The following is a 16150-nucleotide window of genomic DNA, read 5'->3' as shown; positions in this document are numbered from 1 at the left end:
CTCAAGAGCTTTGTTTTATTTTTGTTATCAAGCGTGTAACGGTCAGGTGGACGAGAGGTCACGGCCTCTCGCCCCGACCCTCGGTCAACCGCGTTGCGGTACACCTTTTTGCCCAGCCTTGCGGTTGGGGGCCATGCCGTTGGCCAACAGGGTTTCTTCGATGGTTTCGTACTGCACGCCGATGCGGTAGATCTCGCGGGCTTCTTTGCCGGTGGCGATTTCGCGGCCCAGTTCATGAGCGATGCGCACGGTCTGCTGGATCTGTGCCACCGAGCCGAAACGGTCGCCCTTGTGATCAATGATAGTGTCTTCATTGCCCACGCGCGGGTGCATGCCCATGGCCATCGACATGGTGTTGAATGGCATGACGTTCTTGAGCAACGATTCGGAGGTCAGGGTGCAACCGTCCGGCGCGCGGTGGATGAAGTTGAAGAAGTTGAACGGGTTCGGGCCGTCGAAGCCGCCACCGATGCCGATCCAGGTCAGGTTCAGCGGGCCCTTGTAGATGCCTCTGCGCACCAGGCGCTCGAGGGTTTCCATGGCGTGCATGCCGGTCAACTGGAAGTGCGGCTGGATGCCGTTGTCCATCAGGCGCTTGAGGTGCTCGGCAACCCAGGCAGGGCCGGCCGGTACGGTCATTTCGCTGTAGGCAGCCTGAGTCAGCGGATTGGCCAGGGAAGTGCCTTCCAGGTATTCCGGATACAGCAGCTCCATGATGTTCATCTGGGTGGTGTTGATCGCCACGGTGACCTGATCCGGCTTGGGGGTCAGCTCGGCCAGCATGTGGCGAGTGTCGTCGGACAGCCACTTGGCCGCTTCGCCGTCGCTTTCCGGGGCGAAGGAAATCGAACCGCCGACCTGGATGATCATGTCCGGCACGGCTTCACGCACACCGGCGATCAGCTCGTTGAATTTCGACAGGCGCTTGGAGCCCTTGCCGTCCAGTTCACGCACGTGCAAGTGCAGAACCGTGGCGCCGGCTTCATAGCATTCGACCGCTTTCTGGACTTGCTCGTCCATGGTCAGCGGGATGTCTTCCGGGAAGTCTTCCGGCATCCACTCCGGGCCGTACGGGGCCACGGTGATGACTACCTTTTCCATGTTTTCCGGGTGCAGCGAATCGTCGAAGAATTGCATGGTCTACTCCAGTTCTTATGATTGTCCCGCCCACCCGGGGTCGAGCCGGGCTGGCGTGTTTACGAGTGCGAATGCAGGTGGCGTTCGATCAGAACGTCTTGTCGCCGATGATCCCGGCACGTTCCATCTTGCGATGGCAGGGCGGGTAATCCATGACGGCGTAATGCTGGGTACTGCGGTTGTCCCAGATGGCGATGCTGTTCGGCTTCCAGCGCCAGCGCACCTGATACTCAGGGATGTACGCCTGACTGATCAGGTAGCGCAGCAACTCGCCAGCGCCGGGGTTGGCGTCCTGGCCGAAGCGCACCCGCTCAGGGGTGTGGTAGTTGCTGAAGTGGGTGGTGAACGCGTTGACGAACAGCACCTTCTCGCCGGTTTCCGGATGGGTGCGCACCACCGGGTGTTCGGCGTCCGGGTACATCGCCTTGAGCGCCAGGCGTTTTTCAATCGGCATCGCCGCACCGAAGCTCGCTTCGATGCTGTGGCGGGCACGCAGGTCGGCGATCTTGACCTTTACGTCTTCCGGCAAGTTCGCATAGGCCTGGACCATGTTGGTCCACATGGTGTCGCCGCCCACTGGCGGGCATTCCACGCAACGCAGCACACAGCCCATTGGCGGTGCTTCGCGCCAGGTGGCATCGGTGTGCCAGGCGTTTTCATAGCGATCCATCGGCTGGTCAGGATTCTTGTAGATCCGCACCAGTCCAGGATGATCCGGATCACTGCCGGCCACCGGATGATCTTCCAGCTCGCCGAAGCGTCGGGCGAAGGCCACGTGCTCGGCGCGGGTGATGTCCTGATCGCGCAGGAACACCACGCGGTGCTTGAGCAACTGGGCACGAATCTCGGCAAACAGACCGTCGTCATGCACCGCGTCGGCCAGGTTGACGCCGATCAGTTCGGCGCCAATGCTGCAGGTCAATTGTTCGACTTTCATGGCTGGCCGCTCCTTAAACGACGAAAATCGAAGAGCCGGTAGTCTTGCGCGATTCAAGGTCGCGATGGGCCTGCACCGCGTCCTGCAAGGCGTAGTGCTGGTTGATCTCGATCTTGATCCGGCCGCTGCCGACGTGGTCGAACAACTCGCCGGCCAGGGCGGCTTTTTCGGCCGGGTCGCTGATGTAGTTGGCCAGGGCAGGACGGGTCAGGTACAGCGAACCTTTCATCGCCAGCATCACTGGATCGAATGCCGGGATCGGTCCGGATGCGGTACCCACGCAGACCATCAGGCCACGGGGTTTCAACGAATCCAGCGAACCCATGAAGGTGTTCTTGCCAACACTGTCGAACACCACGTTGACGCCCACGCCGTCGGTCAGTTCGCGAACGCGAGCGGCGACGTCTTCATGGCTGTAATTGATCGTATGGTCGCAACCGTGAGCCCGGGCGATTTCTGCCTTTTGCTCGGTCGAAACCGTGCCGATCACGTTCAGGCCCAGCAACTTGGCCCACTGCGAAACGATCAGGCCGACACCACCGGCAGCGGCGTGCAGCAGGATGCTGTCGCCGGCCTTGAAGTCGTAGATGCGGCGCATCAGGTACGAAGACGTCAAACCGCGCATGGTCATGGCGGCGGCGGTTTCGAAGCTGATGGTTTCCGGCAGCTTGATCAGCGGCGCGGCCGGGATCAGGCGCTCGGTGCTGTAGGCGCCGAGGGTATTGAGAAAACCGGTGTAGGTGACGCGGTCACCGACTTCGACGTTGGTGACCCCTTCACCAACGGCCTGGACCACGCCGGAAGCCTCGACGCCCATGCCATTAGGCAGCGGAATCGGATAGGTACCGTTACGGAAATAGGTGTCGGCGTAGTTCAAGCCAACCGCCACATGACGGAGACGAACCTGGCCTGGACCGGGTTCGCCGACTTCGACGTCCTCGTAACGTAGAACTTCGGGACCACCGGTTTCATAAAAGCGTACGGCTTTGGCCATTTTTCTTATTCTCCAATCTGCAATATGGGCGTGTTGCATCGAATTGCGCTGATTGGACTGTAGGACGAGGCCTGTTGAGACGCTTCTCATCAGACGACAATGGCTTTTCATTTGGTGACAGGCAGAAACGGGATCGTTCCAGCTGGTTCTGCCACCTGCGCTATCATCGCCCGCCTCGATGCCCCAAGAGTCTTGACCCCGGATGTCCGACACACTGCCACTGCCCGATTTTCACCCGGCCCTGCCACCGGTCCTGGCGGGCCCGCTGCTGCGGCGCCTCGAGCCCACGCGGCTGGTGCTGTGGCTGGTGGGTTCCCGGGCGCTGGCGCTGACCTTGCGCTTGCAGGGCGTCGGTGACATCCGCCTCGACAGCGGGCAATGCACGGTGATTGCCGTCGGGGCTCATGCCTTTGTGCACTTGATCGACGTGCGACTCGATTGCACCCTGCCCTGCGACGAGTCGATCGACTACGACCTGCTGATCGATGGTGCAGAACAAGGCATCGCCGACTGGGCGCCGCACCTGCTGTACGGCGATGCCCGCTGCCCGAACTTCGTCCTGCGCGCACGGGTCGATCAGTTGCTGCACGGCTCTTGCCGCAAGCCTCACCACCCAGCGGCAGACGGCTTGCTCTGCGTCGACCGGTTGCTGGCGCAGGAGCATGCAGCCAGGGACCGCCCGGCACTGCTGATGATGACCGGCGATCAGGTCTACGCCGACGATGTCGCGGGGCCGATGCTGCGGGCGATTCACGCCTTGATCGAGCGCCTGGGCCTGTTCGGCGAACACCTCGAAGGCGCCGTGGTCAGCGACAGCGCCAGACTCTACGAGCATCCGGCCAGCTACTACCACCGTGCGGATCTGTTGCCGGCGCTACAAAGCAATGAAACCCTGCGCGAGCGTTTCTTCGGTGGCGCACGCAAACCGATCTTCACCAGCAGCAGTGCCGACAATCACCTGGTGACCTTCGCCGAAGTCATGGCCATGTACTTGCTGGTCTGGTCGCCAGTGCCCTGGACCCTGATCGCGCCCCAGGCACCGACGCTGACGCCGGAACGGCTCAAGCGCTACGCCCTGGAAAAAACGCGCATCGATGCCTTCACGGCCGGCCTCGGCAACGTCGCGCGGGCACTGGCGCATCTGCCGACGCTGATGATGTTCGACGACCACGACATCACCGATGACTGGAACCTGTCCGCGCAATGGGAGGAAACGGCCTACGGCCATCCGTTCTCCCGGCGCATCATCGGCAACGCGCTGCTGGCGTACATGCTGTGCCAGGGCTGGGGCAACAACCCGGATGCCTTCGCTGCCACGCTGCACAAGGCCGCTGCGTTGAGCGCCAACACACAGGAGCGCCACCTCGACAGCAGGGTTCAGGACGACCTGATCGATGATCTGCTGAAATTCCAGCACTGGCATTACGTGCTGCCGACCACCCCGGCCATGGTCGTGATCGACACCCGCACCCGGCGCTGGCGCAGCGAAATGAACCTCAAGCAGCCTTCCGGCCTGCTCGACTGGGAAGCCCTGAGCGAACTGCAACAGGAACTGCTGGACCACCCGAGCGCGATCATCGTTTCACCGGCGCCGATCTTCGGCGTCAAACTGATCGAAACCGTGCAGCGGGTCTTCAGCTGGTGCGGTTATCCACTGCTGGTGGACGCGGAAAACTGGATGGCCCACCGCGGCGCGGCCCAAGTGATCCTGAACATATTCCGCCACTCGCGCACGCCGGGTAACTACGTGGTGCTGTCGGGCGATGTGCACTACTCCTTCGTCTACGAAGTGCTGATCCGCCATCGCAAGGCCGGGCCACGCATCTGGCAGATCACCAGCAGCGGCATCAAGAACGAATTCCCGGCCACCCTGCTCGAATGGTTCGACCGCCTCAACCGCTGGCTGTACTCGCCACGCTCGCCACTGAACTGGCTGACCAAACGTCGACGCATGCGCATCGTGCCGCATGTCCCGGAACACGCCGAAGCCGGAGAGCGGCTGTGGAACTCGGCGGGGATCGGGCAAGTGTTCTTTAATGAAAAGGGTCAGCCGCAGGACATTTTTCAACACAACGCCAATGGCTCGCCAAAGACACGAATGGTTGCGCCGGAGGGTGAGTACTAAAGGTATAACCCCTGTGGGAGCGAGCTTGCTCGCGATGGCGGCGTATCAGTCGACATCGATGTTGGCTTTGAGTCCGTCATCGCGAGCAAGCTCGCTCCCACAGTGATCCTCGTCAGGCACATAGGTAGAGGCAACTCGACATGAACCTCACCCGCACCCTGATCATCGGCAACTCCGGCTCCGGCAAGAGCTGGCTGGCGCAGCGGCTGGCCGAGCAATTGCGTGAGCCCTGGACCGATCTCGACCGGATTCACTGGCTGTCGGACGAACACAGCATCCCCCGCCCCCGCGCCGAAGCATTGGCCATGGCACGGATCGCGGCCGACGAACAGCGCTGGGTAATCGAAGGGGTTTACGGCTGGATCATCAGCGAAATCCTCCACCGCGCCACGGCCTTGATCTGGCTAAGTGTCGATGACAAGGAATGCGTCGCCAACCTTCACCAACGGGAAACACAGGATGACGAACGGTTGGTGGCATTGCTGGAGTGGGCGGGCAGCTATCGCACCCGTGACGACTCAAGTGGATTTGCTGCGCACCAGCGCCTTTTCGATGGGTTTTGCGGCGAAAAAATCCGATTGGCAGATCGAAAGGAAATCGCGGCGCTGATTCATCACCTGTAGGTTTGCGCAGCTGTGGTCGGACACAAACCCAATGGATGGCATGTAGCTCAGAATGGGATTACATCAGTCACGGAAACGTCCCGAGGAATATTCGGCGATACTCGATACAGACGTGGATGCACTGTCTGCGTAACAACCACTCGTAGGTATCGCCTTGCTAACATGTACTCATTTCTGTACGTTCTTTGCATCAAGCGAGGACAATCACATGGAAACCATCAACTACACCAACGCTCGGGCACACCTGGCGCAAACCATGGACCGGGTGAATGAAGATCGCGCCCCGCTACTGGTAACCCGTCAGAAAGGCGAGCCGGTAGTGATGATGTCATTGGCCGAATACAACGCTCTCGAAGAGACCGCCTATCTGCTGCGCTCTCCAGCCAACGCTGAACGCCTGATCAAATCAATCGGTAACCTGCGAGCCGGCAAAACCAAAGCCAGGCAACTGATTGAAGAATGAATATCGAGTTCACCCCTGAAGCCTGGGACGATTATCTCTGGTTCCAGCAGAACGATAAGGCCGGGCTCAAACGTATCAACCTGTTGATCAAGGCTATCCAGCGTGAGCCTTTCGACGGTCTGGGAAAACCCGAACCGCTCAAGCATAACTTGAGCGGATTCTGGTCACGCCGGATTACGGCTGAACATCGTCTGGTCTATGCCGTTGAAGACGGCGAAATACGCGTCGTGATGTGCAGATACCATTACTGAGCAGAACTTCAGCCCTCTTTCACCACACCACTCACCCCCCTGACAATCATCTCCACCTCCCGCCCATCAATCGTCAGCGGCGGTAGCAGGCGAATGGTTTTCCCCCGCGTGACGTTGATCAGCAAGCCATGATCCCGCGCAGCGATCAGGCTCAGGTCGCGGATCGGTTGCTTGAGTTCGATGCCGATCATCAGCCCCAGACCACGGATCGCCACGACGTTCGGGTTGCCCGCCAGTTCTGTGCGCAATCTGTCGAGCAGCCGAGCGCCCTGAAGGCGTGCGTTTTCCAGCAGCCCTTGTTCTTCAACGATATCCAGCACGGTGCAACCGACCCGGCAGGCCAATGGATTACCGCCGAAGGTGCTGCCGTGGCTGCCCGGTGTGAACAGTTCGGCCGCTTTGCCACGGGCCAGGCAAGCGCCGATGGGCACGCCGTTGCCCAGGCCTTTGGCCAGGGTCATGACGTCCGGAACGATACCTTCATGCTGGAAGGCAAACCACTGGCCGGTGCGGCCGATGCCGGTCTGGATTTCATCGAGCATCAACAGCCACGAGCGCTGGTTGCACAGTTCGCGCACGGCCTTGAGATAACCCGGTGGCGCCAGTTGCACGCCGCTTTCGCCCTGGATCGGCTCCATCAGTACCGCCACGATCCGTGAACCGTAAGCCTGTTGCACCTTGTCCAGCGCATCGAGGTCGCCGAACGGCACTTTGACGAAATCCCCCGGCAGCTGGTTGAACCCCAGACGCACCGCCGGGCCGTCGCTGGCCGACAAGGTGCCGAGGGTGCGGCCATGGAACGCGTTCTCCATGACCACCACCAGCGGCTGTTCGATACCTTTGTGCCAGCCATGCAGCCGGGCGATTTTCAGTGCGGTTTCGTTGGCTTCGGCCCCGGAGTTGTTGAAAAACACCCGGTCCATGCCCGCCAGCCGTGTCAGTTTTTGCGCCAGCCGTTGTTGCCAGTCGATGCTGTAGAGGTTCGACGTGTGCAGCAGCAACCCGGCCTGCTCGGTGATGGCGGCGACGATTTTCGGATGGGAGTGGCCGACGTTGGTCACCGCCACACCGGCGACCGCATCCAGGTATTCGCGACCGGCTTGATCCCACAGGCGAGTGCCCAGGCCCTTGTCGAAGCTCAAGGCCAGGGGTTGGTAAGTGCTCATCAGGCAGGCGGCGGTCATGACGTCAAGCTCCAGCAAGGGTCGGTGTTTTTGCAGTATGGTTAGCCACCTGAGCTGGATAAACCCTGTAAAACTTCAATCATTTAAAAGCTGGGCTTGATAATGGATCTGTTCCAGGCAATGAGCGTCTACGTCAAGGTGGTGGAGACCGGCAGCATGACCGCCGCCGCTTTGCAGTGCGATATGTCCACGACCATGGTCGGCAACCACCTCAAGGCCCTGGAGCAGCGGCTGGGTGTGCGCCTGCTCAACCGCACGACGCGGCGTCAGCGGCTGACCGAATTCGGCGTGGCGTATTACCAGCGTTGCCTGGAAGTGCTGGGGCTGGTGGCCGATTCCGAGCGTCTGGCCGAGCAGGCCCTCGACGAACCGAGCGGGACGCTGCGCATTACCGCTCCCCTGACCTTCGGCACCGAACGCCTGGCACCGGCACTGAGTGAGTTCAGCCGGCAAAACCCGCGGGTGAAACTCGACGTGGTACTGACCAACCGGCGCCCGGATCTGCTGGAAAACGGTCTGGACGTAGCCTTTCGCCTCGGCGCGCTGGAGCCCTCCAACCTGATCGCCCGCCCGCTGATCGACTACACCCTGACCATGTGCGCGTCACCGGACTATCTGGCCCGTCGCGGCACACCGCAAACGCCTGAAGACCTGCGACACCACGACTGCCTGTCCTTTGCCTATCCGGCCGGGGATGACTGGCAATCGGTGCAAAAGGAATGGCGCCTGGCCGGTCCCGAGGGCGAAGTCAGCGTGGGGGTCAGCGGGCCGATGCTGATCAACAGTTCGGCCGGTTTGCATCAGGCGGCGCGGACCGGCATGGGCATCGTGATGATGCCCGACGCCCTGGTCGAGCAGGACCTCAAGGACGGAAAGCTGTTGGCCTTGATGCCCGATTACTGCCCGCCCAGCCGGCCGATGCACCTGGTCTATGCCCAGGATCGCCACCGTCTGCCGAAACTGCGCCGCTTCGTCGAATTCGCCGTACAGAGGTGGGGCAAGCACTAGTCGGCCGAGCAGGCCATGCAGTCGCTGATCGCCATTTACCTCCCCGCCTTCACCAGCACCGGCTGTTCCTGATAACGATTCGGGTACAGCTGCTTCAACTGCGCGACCTTCGGCAAGTCATTGATCACGATGTACGGATAGGTCGGATGCTCGGTCAGGAAATCCTGATGTTCCTCCTCCGCCGGATAGAAACCGTTGAAGGTTTCAAGCTTGGTCACGATCGGTTTATCGAACGAATGGGCGGCGTCGAGCTGGGCGATGTAGGCCTGTGCGACCCGCTGCTGCTCGGCACTTTTGGTAAAGATCGCCGAACGATACTGGGTGCCGGTGTCCGGTCCCTGGCGATTGAGCTCGGTCGGGTTGTGCGCCACCGAGAAGTAGATTTGCAGCAAGGTGCCGTAGCTGACCTGGCTCGGATCGAAAGTCACTTCGACCGACTCCGCATGGCCGGTATTGCCGTTGCTGACACGCTCGTATTGCGCCGTGTCGGCCGCGCCACCGGCGTAACCGGAAACCGCATTTTTCACGCCTTTGACGTGCTGAAACACCCCTTGCACACCCCAGAAACAACCGCCGGCGAACACTGCTGTTGCGCTTTGAGCGTGAGTGGTTTCGTCGAGGGCCGGCGGCGGAATAACGACGGAGTCTTCAGCACCACTGAGAGAGAACGCCGAGCATGTCCCGATAACGCCAACGGTGGCCAGTGCCAACAGCGTACGGCGCCAGGTGAGCAGGTTTTTCATGTAAGGAACTCCTGAATGATCCAAAGGGGCAGGCAGTCAAAATTCAGACGGTTCGGGGCTCGAATTTCATCGCCAGGCCGTTCATGCAGTAACGCAGGCCAGTGGGTTTCGGGCCGTCATCGAAGACATGGCCCAGATGCCCGCCACAGCGCCGGCAGTGCACCTCTTCGCGGACCATGCCGAACGCACGGTCCTGGCGGGTCGCCACGGCCTTGTCCAGCGGTGCCCAGAAACTCGGCCAACCGGTACGGCTGTCGAACTTGGTGGCCGAGGAAAACAGCGGCAGGTCGCAACCGGCACAGGCGAATGTACCGTCGCGGTGCTCGTTGTTCAGCGGGCTGCTGTAGGCCCGTTCGGTGCCCTCCTCGCGCAGAATGTCGTACTGTTCGTCGCTGAGAATCGCGTGCCACTCGCTGTCGCTGTGGGTTACTTCGAACGCCTCGGCTGCGCTGGCCTCACTGATCAAGGCCGAGCCTGTGGAAAACTTCGGCAACAGGCCGATCGCCAGAGCTGCAACGCCCAGCCCGCCACTCGCTAGAAAAAATTGCCGTCGTGAAAACATGCTCGCCTCCAAAAATCCAGGGGTATTTCATGGAACACAGCCTAGGCTTTGGGTGATCGCCAAATCCTCACGGGAAGTTAAACAATTCGTGATAACTCGGACCCCGAAAAACCCGCACAATGCCTGTGCATTCCAATCACTGTAGGAGTGAGCCTGCTCGCGATGGAGGCCAACGATGACGCGGGACACCTGATACCCCTTGGTGCTCTCAGGTTCTTCGCGAGCAGGCTCGCTCCTACAGTGGCATTACGCACAATGCGCTGAAGGATTGACCTGGATGGAACAGACCAAACGCGTCCTCGTGGTCGAGGACGACCAGCACATCGCCGACCTGATCTGCCTGCACCTTCGCGATGAGCAGTTCGAGGTGGTGCACAGCGCCGATGGCGATGAAGGCATGCGCCTGCTGCAACAGGGCAACTGGGACGCACTGGTCCTCGACCTGATGCTGCCCGGTGTCGACGGCCTGGAAATCTGCCGCCGCGCGCGGGCCATGGCGCGCTACACGCCAATCATCATCACCAGCGCGCGCTCCAGCGAAGTGCACCGGATTCTCGGCCTCGAACTGGGTGCCGACGACTATCTGGCCAAACCCTTTTCCATGCTCGAGTTGGTGGCCCGGGTCAAGGCCCTGCTGCGCCGGGTCGATGCCATGGCGCGCAATCTGAAGATGGACGCCGGCAGCCTGCTCACCGACGGCCTGGCGATCGACCCGATCACCCGCGAGGTGTCCCTCGACGGACGACGCCTGGACCTCACACCCCGGGAATTCGACTTGCTGTACTTCTTCGCCCGCCAGCCCGGCAAGGTGTTTTCGCGCATGGACCTGCTCAACGCCGTGTGGGGCTACAGCCACGAAGGCTACGAGCACACGGTCAACACCCACATCAACCGCCTGCGCGCCAAGATCGAGGCCGACCCGGCGCAACCGGTGCGCATCCTCACGGTCTGGGGCCGCGGCTACAAACTCGCCACCGGGGAGGAGCCGCAGCCATGAGGCTGACCCTGACGCAACGCCTGTCCCTGGTGTTCGCCGTGCTGCTGCTGGTGTGCTGCGGCACGTCGGCGTGGATGCAGGTGCGCTCCAACCAGATGCATGAACAGGAAGTGGTGCAAGGCTTGTCCCGCGACCTGGCGCAGCACATCGCCAGCGACACGGTGCTGATGGACACCCAGGGTCTGATGCCCAATGCCGTGCGCGATTTGTTCAGCAAGCTGATGCAGGTCAACCCCAGTGTCGAGGTGTACCTGCTCGACACCGAGGGCAAGATTGTCGGCAGTGCCGCGCCCGAGGGCCGGATCCGTCGGGAGCGGGTCGACCTCGCGCCGATCCAGCGCCTGCTGCGGGGCGATCCGCTGCCCATTCCCGGCGACGACCCGCGCAGCGTCGATGCCCGTAAAGTATTCAGCGCAGCACCGCTGAAGGTGGATGGCAAACCGGCGGGCTATCTCTACGTGGTGCTGCTCGGTGAGGATCACGACCGCTTGGCCGAACGCGGTGCAACCAGCGCGGCGCTCAACACAGCGCTGCTGTCCATCGGCCTGGTGGCATTGCTGTGCCTGATTGCCGGCCTCACCGCGTTTGCCCTGATCACCCGGCCGTTGCGCCGCTTGACCGAAACCGTCAGCCAGTTCGACATCGATGGCGTACCGGTCACACCGGCCCTGCCCGTCGCGGTGGAAAAAGCCGCCAGTCACGATGAAATCGCCGTGCTCGATGCCGCGTTCCGGCAGATGCAGGCCCGCCTGGGCGAGCAATGGCGTTCGTTGACCCGCCAGGACCAGGAGCGCCGCGAGCTGGTGGCGAACATCTCCCACGACTTGCGCACGCCGCTGGCCTCGCTGCACGGCTATCTGGAAACCCTGTCGCTCAAGGACGCCACACTGTCCCCTGCCGACCGCCGGCGCTACCTCGGCATCGCGCTGGACCAGAGCCGCAAGGTCGGTGGTCTGGCGCAGTCGCTGCTGGAACTGGTGCGGCTGGAACACGGCTTCGTGCAACCGGTGCTGGAACGCTTTTCCCTGACGGACCTGGCCCAGGACATCTTCCAGAAATTCGAACTCACCGCCGAAGCGCGCCAGGTCGAACTCAAGGCCACGTTTGCGCCAAACGCCTCGGCGGCCTGCGCGGATCTCGGGTTGATCGAACGGGTGCTGACCAACCTGTTCGACAACGCCCTGCGCCATACACCGCCGGGTGGAGACGTCGAACTGGGCCTGCGTCCGCAAGGGTCATTCATCGAGGTCACGGTCAGCGACACCGGCCCGGGCATTGCCCCGGAACTGCGCGAAGGTTTGTTCCTGCGCCCGTTCAATATCGGCGGCGCACGGCGTGATGGCGGGTTGGGGCTGAGGATCGTGCATCGCATCCTGCAATTGCACGGGCGCGAGATTCAGTTGATCGATGTGCCGGGGCGGGGGGCGACCTTTCGCTTTTCGTTGCCGATCGATGAAGAGACAGCGTCGGCGTTGGCGGTGCGGTCGATGAATCTGAATACGCCGAGGCAAGCCTGACAGACCGCGGTGCCTGCTTCGCGAGCAAGCTCGCTCCCACATATGACCTGATTTGCCGCGGATGTTGTGATCGACAAATACCCCCTGTGGGAGCGAGCCTGCTCGCGAAGGGGGCCAGCCCAAACAACCGAGAATCCGGATCAGCCCCGATAGTCCGGTGCAATGCGCTCCAACATTCTCAACAACGCCGCCCAAGCCAGTTGCATGGCATCCGGATCGTTCAACTCCCCATCCTCCAACGGCCGCCCCGGATCATTGAACTGTCGCTCGGTGTGCGCGCAGACATCATGCGATGGCAGAACAATTTCACCGGCAGCCTGCGCAGCCAGTTGAATGTCGCAGGCCTTTTCCAGGTAATACATGCGCATGAACGCCTGCCCCACCGTCTCGCCCACCGTCAGCAAGCCATGGTTGCGCAGCATCATCACCGGCTTGTCACCCATGTCCGCCACCAGCCGTTGTTGCTCACTCAAGTCCAGCGCTACGCCTTCGTAATCGTGATAAGCGACGCGACCGTAGAACTCCATGGAAATCTGATTGACCGGCAACAACCCGCACTTCAACGCCGCCACCGCGCACCCGGATTTGGTGTGGGTGTGCAGCACGCATTGCGCGTCTTCCCGAGCACCATGGATCGCACTGTGGATCACGAAACCGGCCGGGTTGACCGGGTACGGCGATGGCTCCACAGCGTGGCCATCGAGGTCGATCTTCACCAGGTTGGACGCGGTGATTTCGTCGAACATCAGCCCATACGGGTTGATCAGAAAGTGATGCTCCGGCCCCGGAATGCGCACCGAGATGTGGGTGAAGATCAAGTCGGTCATGCGAAAGTGCGCAATCAAGCGGTAGCAGGCCGCCAACTCTTCACGCAGACGTTGCTCTGTCGATGTCATACCCCGGCAACCTCTTTCACAGTGCAATCTTCCAGCCCTTGCCCCAAGGCCTCCCAGCCATCGAAACCCCGGCGAGCGATGAACACCAGGCGTGTGGTGTTGGCCAGGGCGTCTTCCAGTGCCGGCAGAAACTGACTGCGGGTGCCGACATGTTGCAGCCAGTGCGCCGTGCTGCCCGGCGTCAGCAACACCAGGCCTTTGACCCGGAATACATCACTGGGCAGCGCCCTCAACCAGCCACGCAAGCACTCGACGTCGAGGGCCGCGTTGCTCTGCCACAGCCAGCTGCTGAACATCTCGCCGTGATCACCATCGGCCACCCGGGTCAGCGGTTTCTGTGCCCGAGGCTCAAGGTCCAGATCGGTATCCAGCCACAACGCATCGGGCAACTCGGCTTGCACACTTTCATGCACACGCGTCCTGGCGCCCAGTGCATCGCGCAACGCCTGCAACTGCGCCTCGTCGACCAGGTCGGTCTTGTTCAGCAACAGCAGGTCGGCAGCGGCCACCTGCGCCCGAGCCAGGCGCGCGTATTCACCGTCGAGTTGCAGATGGCGGGTGGCGTCGACCACGGTGATGACCATGTCCAGTTGCATCTGGCTGCGCAGTTGCGGGTAGGCCAGGGTTTGCACGATGCGCTGCGGGTCGGACACACCGCTGCACTCGATGACGATGCGCTCCAACCTTGGTTCAAGCTGCGCCAGGCTGGCGAGTTGCGCCAGCAGGTCTTCCTGCACCGTGCAGCAGATGCAGCCGTTTTGCAGGCTGTACACCGCGTCGGTGACTTCGGAAACGATGGCCGCATCGATGTTCAACTCGCCGAAATCGTTGACGATCACCGCCAGCCGACTGCCTTCGGCACGGCGCACCATACGGTTGAGCAAAGTGGTTTTACCGGCGCCGAGAAAACCCGACACCACGGTCACGGCGATACGTGGGGAAGTCATTCTGCCTTGCCCTCCAGCACCGGTGGTTCGCCCTGCCAGACGGCTTTTAGGCCGACGGTTTCCAGGGTTGAGTGGCGGTCGTAGACCAGTTGCCCTTCAACGAAGGTCAGCAGCACCTGGGTCTTGTGGATGTAGTTGCGTGCCGGTGCAGCGAACAGGTCGCGGTCGATGACGATCAGGTCCGCCGACTTGCCCACTTGCAGGCTGCCGGTGCTGTGTTCCAGGCCCATGGCCACGGCGCCGTTGCTGGTGATCACGGTCAGCGCCTGTTCGAGGCTGATCGGGTCGCCGAAGCACGCCGGGTCGTCGTTCCACGGGTTCTGCCGGGTGATCATGGTTTCCAGCGCCAGCCACGGGTCGATGGACGCCACCGGCCAGTCGGTGCCCATCACCGCAGTGCCACCGGCGGCGAGCACGCCTTTGAAGTCGTAGATGCGCTTGAGGCGTTCCTGGCCGTAACCGGAACGCGCACCGCTGGCGAATGGCGTCGGGTACCAGGCGGCCGGGGAAAACTCGGCGATGACATTCAGTTCCTTGAAGCGCGGCAGGTTGCCGGGGTGCAGCAAGGTGCTGTGGGCGCACTGGTGGCGCACACCGCTGAAACCGTTGCGACGACGGGCCTCGGCCACGGCATCGAGGAACACGTCGGACGCGCCGTCACCGGTGCAGTGGGCGATCACGCGTATGCCCTTGCGGTCCATGTCCACCACCATGTCGGTGATGTGTTCCGGGGTCAGGTTGAGCTTGCCGCGCCAGCTCTTTTCCTGCGGCCATGGGGTCAGTAGGTACGAAGACTTCGGCTCCACGGTGCCGTCGAAGTGGAACTTCACCGCGTTGGCGCTCAGGCGTGCGCTGCGGTAGTAGTGACGTTCGCCGGCCAGCAGCTCCCAGCGGCGACGCACCGGGAAGATGTCGTCCTGCCAACTGATCGCCGCTTCGATGCGCACGGTCAGTTCGCCGCTGTCGTCGAGTTCCTTGAGGGCCTGCAAACGCTGTTCGCAGACGTGCACGTATTTGCTCGCCGTGACACCGCGCGAACTCTGGAAGTGCACGCCATCGCGGTAGGCACGGCGCAACACGCTGACCGGTGTCGGTGGCATGGCGGCATGGATCATCGCGTAGGCACCGTCGATCATCAGGCCGGTGGGTTCGCCACTCAGCTCGTCACGCTCGAAATAACCGTTGCGCGGGTCGGACGTGTGGCGGTCGATACCGGCCAGTTCCAGAGCCTTGGAGTTGACCATCATGGTGCCCCACATGCGGTCGAGCAGTGCCACCGGGCGGTCCGGCATGACGCTGTCGAGCCACTCGCGACCCGGGGTCAGGCCGGCCTCGCGGAAGGTGTAGCGCACCCAGTACTGGCCGTAGATCCAGCCGTCGCCGGGATGGCTGTCGGCATAGGCGAGGATGCTTTCGCGCAACTGCTCCGGGGTCGGGTCTTCGATGCCGACGTCGAGGTCATCGGCGTAGCGCGGCGCCAGTGCGAGGTCGGGGTGCGTGTGCATGTCGTGCAGGCCCGGCATGCAGAATGCGCCTTGCAGGTCGTGCACACGGGTGCTCGGGCCCTTGAACATCTCGATCTGGCCGAGGCTGGCGACTGCGATCAACTTGCCGTCGCGGATGGCCACGGCCTCGGCCCACGGGTTGGCCGGGTCCTGGGTGTAGATACGACCGTTGGCCAGGATCAGGTCGGCGTAGGTCCCCTGCACGGAATGGGTAGAGGAAAAGTTATCGGACTCAGCCATGTAAGCCACCTTTGAGCTCAG

16 protein-coding genes are annotated in these 16150 nt (G+C 62.1%); 7 read left to right on the top strand and 9 right to left on the bottom strand.

The features are described from left to right. Positions 1 to 84: 84 nt before the first annotated feature. The 3 genes from CD175_RS26415 to CD175_RS26405 form a co-directional block, all read right to left on the bottom strand. Entirely contained in the window at positions 85 to 1137 is a 1053-nt protein-coding gene (locus CD175_RS26415; RefSeq protein ID WP_007979210.1) for a beta-keto acid cleavage family enzyme, read from the bottom strand. 88 nt (positions 1138 to 1225) lie between these two features. After that, complete coding sequence (locus CD175_RS26410; protein WP_007979208.1) at positions 1226 to 2074, bottom strand: TauD/TfdA dioxygenase family protein; 849 nt, start codon at positions 2072 to 2074, stop codon at positions 1226 to 1228. 13 nt (positions 2075 to 2087) lie between these two features. Then, a complete protein-coding gene (locus CD175_RS26405; protein WP_007979206.1) occupies positions 2088 to 3068 on the bottom strand; it encodes a quinone oxidoreductase family protein in 981 nt (326 codons plus the stop codon). Between the two features lie 202 nt (positions 3069 to 3270). Between CD175_RS26405 and CD175_RS26400 the strand changes: the two genes are divergently transcribed. From CD175_RS26400 to CD175_RS26385, 4 genes are all read left to right on the top strand, one after another. After that, positions 3271 to 5193, top strand: a complete 1923-nt coding sequence (locus CD175_RS26400; protein WP_104451030.1) for an alkaline phosphatase D family protein — start codon at positions 3271 to 3273, stop codon at positions 5191 to 5193. Between the two features lie 140 nt (positions 5194 to 5333). Then, entirely contained in the window at positions 5334 to 5816 is a 483-nt protein-coding gene (locus tag CD175_RS26395) for a P-loop NTPase family protein (protein ID WP_104451029.1), read from the top strand. Between the two features lie 208 nt (positions 5817 to 6024). Beyond that, positions 6025 to 6279 (top strand): type II toxin-antitoxin system prevent-host-death family antitoxin, encoded by a 255-nt coding sequence (locus CD175_RS26390; RefSeq protein ID WP_057716335.1) that lies wholly within the window; start codon positions 6025 to 6027, stop codon positions 6277 to 6279. Then, positions 6276 to 6530 carry a Txe/YoeB family addiction module toxin gene (locus tag CD175_RS26385; RefSeq protein ID WP_015093589.1) on the top strand — a complete coding sequence of 85 codons (255 nt, stop codon included), beginning with the start codon at positions 6276 to 6278 and terminating at the stop codon, positions 6528 to 6530. Before CD175_RS26390 ends, CD175_RS26385 begins: the two co-directional genes overlap by 4 nt. Positions 6531 to 6538: 8 nt before the next feature. On the opposite strand, the gene CD175_RS26380 is transcribed toward CD175_RS26385, so the two are convergent. Beyond that, positions 6539 to 7714, bottom strand: coding sequence for an aspartate aminotransferase family protein (locus CD175_RS26380; RefSeq protein ID WP_104451028.1), 1176 nt, complete (start codon positions 7712 to 7714; stop codon positions 6539 to 6541). 102 nt (positions 7715 to 7816) lie between these two features. On the opposite strand from CD175_RS26380, the gene CD175_RS26375 reads away from it, so the two are divergent. Then, complete coding sequence (locus tag CD175_RS26375; RefSeq protein WP_104451027.1) at positions 7817 to 8722, top strand: LysR family transcriptional regulator; 906 nt, start codon at positions 7817 to 7819, stop codon at positions 8720 to 8722. A 35-nt stretch (positions 8723 to 8757) separates the two neighbouring features. Here the strand turns inward: CD175_RS26375 and msrA are convergent, their stop codons facing one another. Both msrA and msrB read right to left on the bottom strand, forming a co-directional pair. Continuing rightward, positions 8758 to 9465 carry a peptide-methionine (S)-S-oxide reductase MsrA gene (gene msrA, locus CD175_RS26370; protein ID WP_104451026.1) on the bottom strand — a complete coding sequence of 236 codons (708 nt, stop codon included), beginning with the start codon at positions 9463 to 9465 and terminating at the stop codon, positions 8758 to 8760. A 43-nt stretch (positions 9466 to 9508) separates the two neighbouring features. After that, positions 9509 to 10027: a peptide-methionine (R)-S-oxide reductase MsrB gene (gene msrB, locus CD175_RS26365; protein ID WP_104451025.1), complete on the bottom strand. Its 519-nt coding sequence runs from the start codon at positions 10025 to 10027 to the stop codon at positions 9509 to 9511. Between the two features lie 277 nt (positions 10028 to 10304). On the opposite strand from msrB, the gene CD175_RS26360 reads away from it, so the two are divergent. Together CD175_RS26360 and CD175_RS26355 are read left to right on the top strand one after the other, a co-directional pair. Next, positions 10305 to 11024 (top strand): response regulator transcription factor, encoded by a 720-nt coding sequence (locus CD175_RS26360; RefSeq protein WP_104451024.1) that lies wholly within the window; start codon positions 10305 to 10307, stop codon positions 11022 to 11024. Then, entirely contained in the window at positions 11021 to 12541 is a 1521-nt protein-coding gene (locus tag CD175_RS26355; RefSeq protein WP_104451023.1) for a sensor histidine kinase, read from the top strand. Before CD175_RS26360 ends, CD175_RS26355 begins: the two co-directional genes overlap by 4 nt. Before the next feature lie 140 nt (positions 12542 to 12681). On the opposite strand, the gene CD175_RS26350 is transcribed toward CD175_RS26355, so the two are convergent. From CD175_RS26350 to CD175_RS26340, 3 genes are read right to left on the bottom strand one after another with little or no spacing between them, the layout of a single operon-like run. Then, positions 12682 to 13437 (bottom strand): class II aldolase/adducin family protein, encoded by a 756-nt coding sequence (locus CD175_RS26350; protein WP_104451022.1) that lies wholly within the window; start codon positions 13435 to 13437, stop codon positions 12682 to 12684. Further along, positions 13434 to 14384 (bottom strand): CobW family GTP-binding protein, encoded by a 951-nt coding sequence (locus CD175_RS26345; protein ID WP_104451021.1) that lies wholly within the window; start codon positions 14382 to 14384, stop codon positions 13434 to 13436. Before CD175_RS26345 ends, CD175_RS26350 begins: the two co-directional genes overlap by 4 nt. Then, positions 14381 to 16129, bottom strand: a complete 1749-nt coding sequence (locus CD175_RS26340; RefSeq protein WP_104451020.1) for an amidohydrolase — start codon at positions 16127 to 16129, stop codon at positions 14381 to 14383. Before CD175_RS26340 ends, CD175_RS26345 begins: the two co-directional genes overlap by 4 nt. Positions 16130 to 16150 lie beyond the last annotated feature (21 nt).

This window comes from Pseudomonas laurylsulfatiphila, assembly GCF_002934665.1.
Classification (GTDB): Bacteria; Pseudomonadota; Gammaproteobacteria; order Pseudomonadales; family Pseudomonadaceae; genus Aquipseudomonas; species Aquipseudomonas laurylsulfatiphila.
This window is presented reverse-complemented; position numbering and strand designations above follow the sequence as displayed.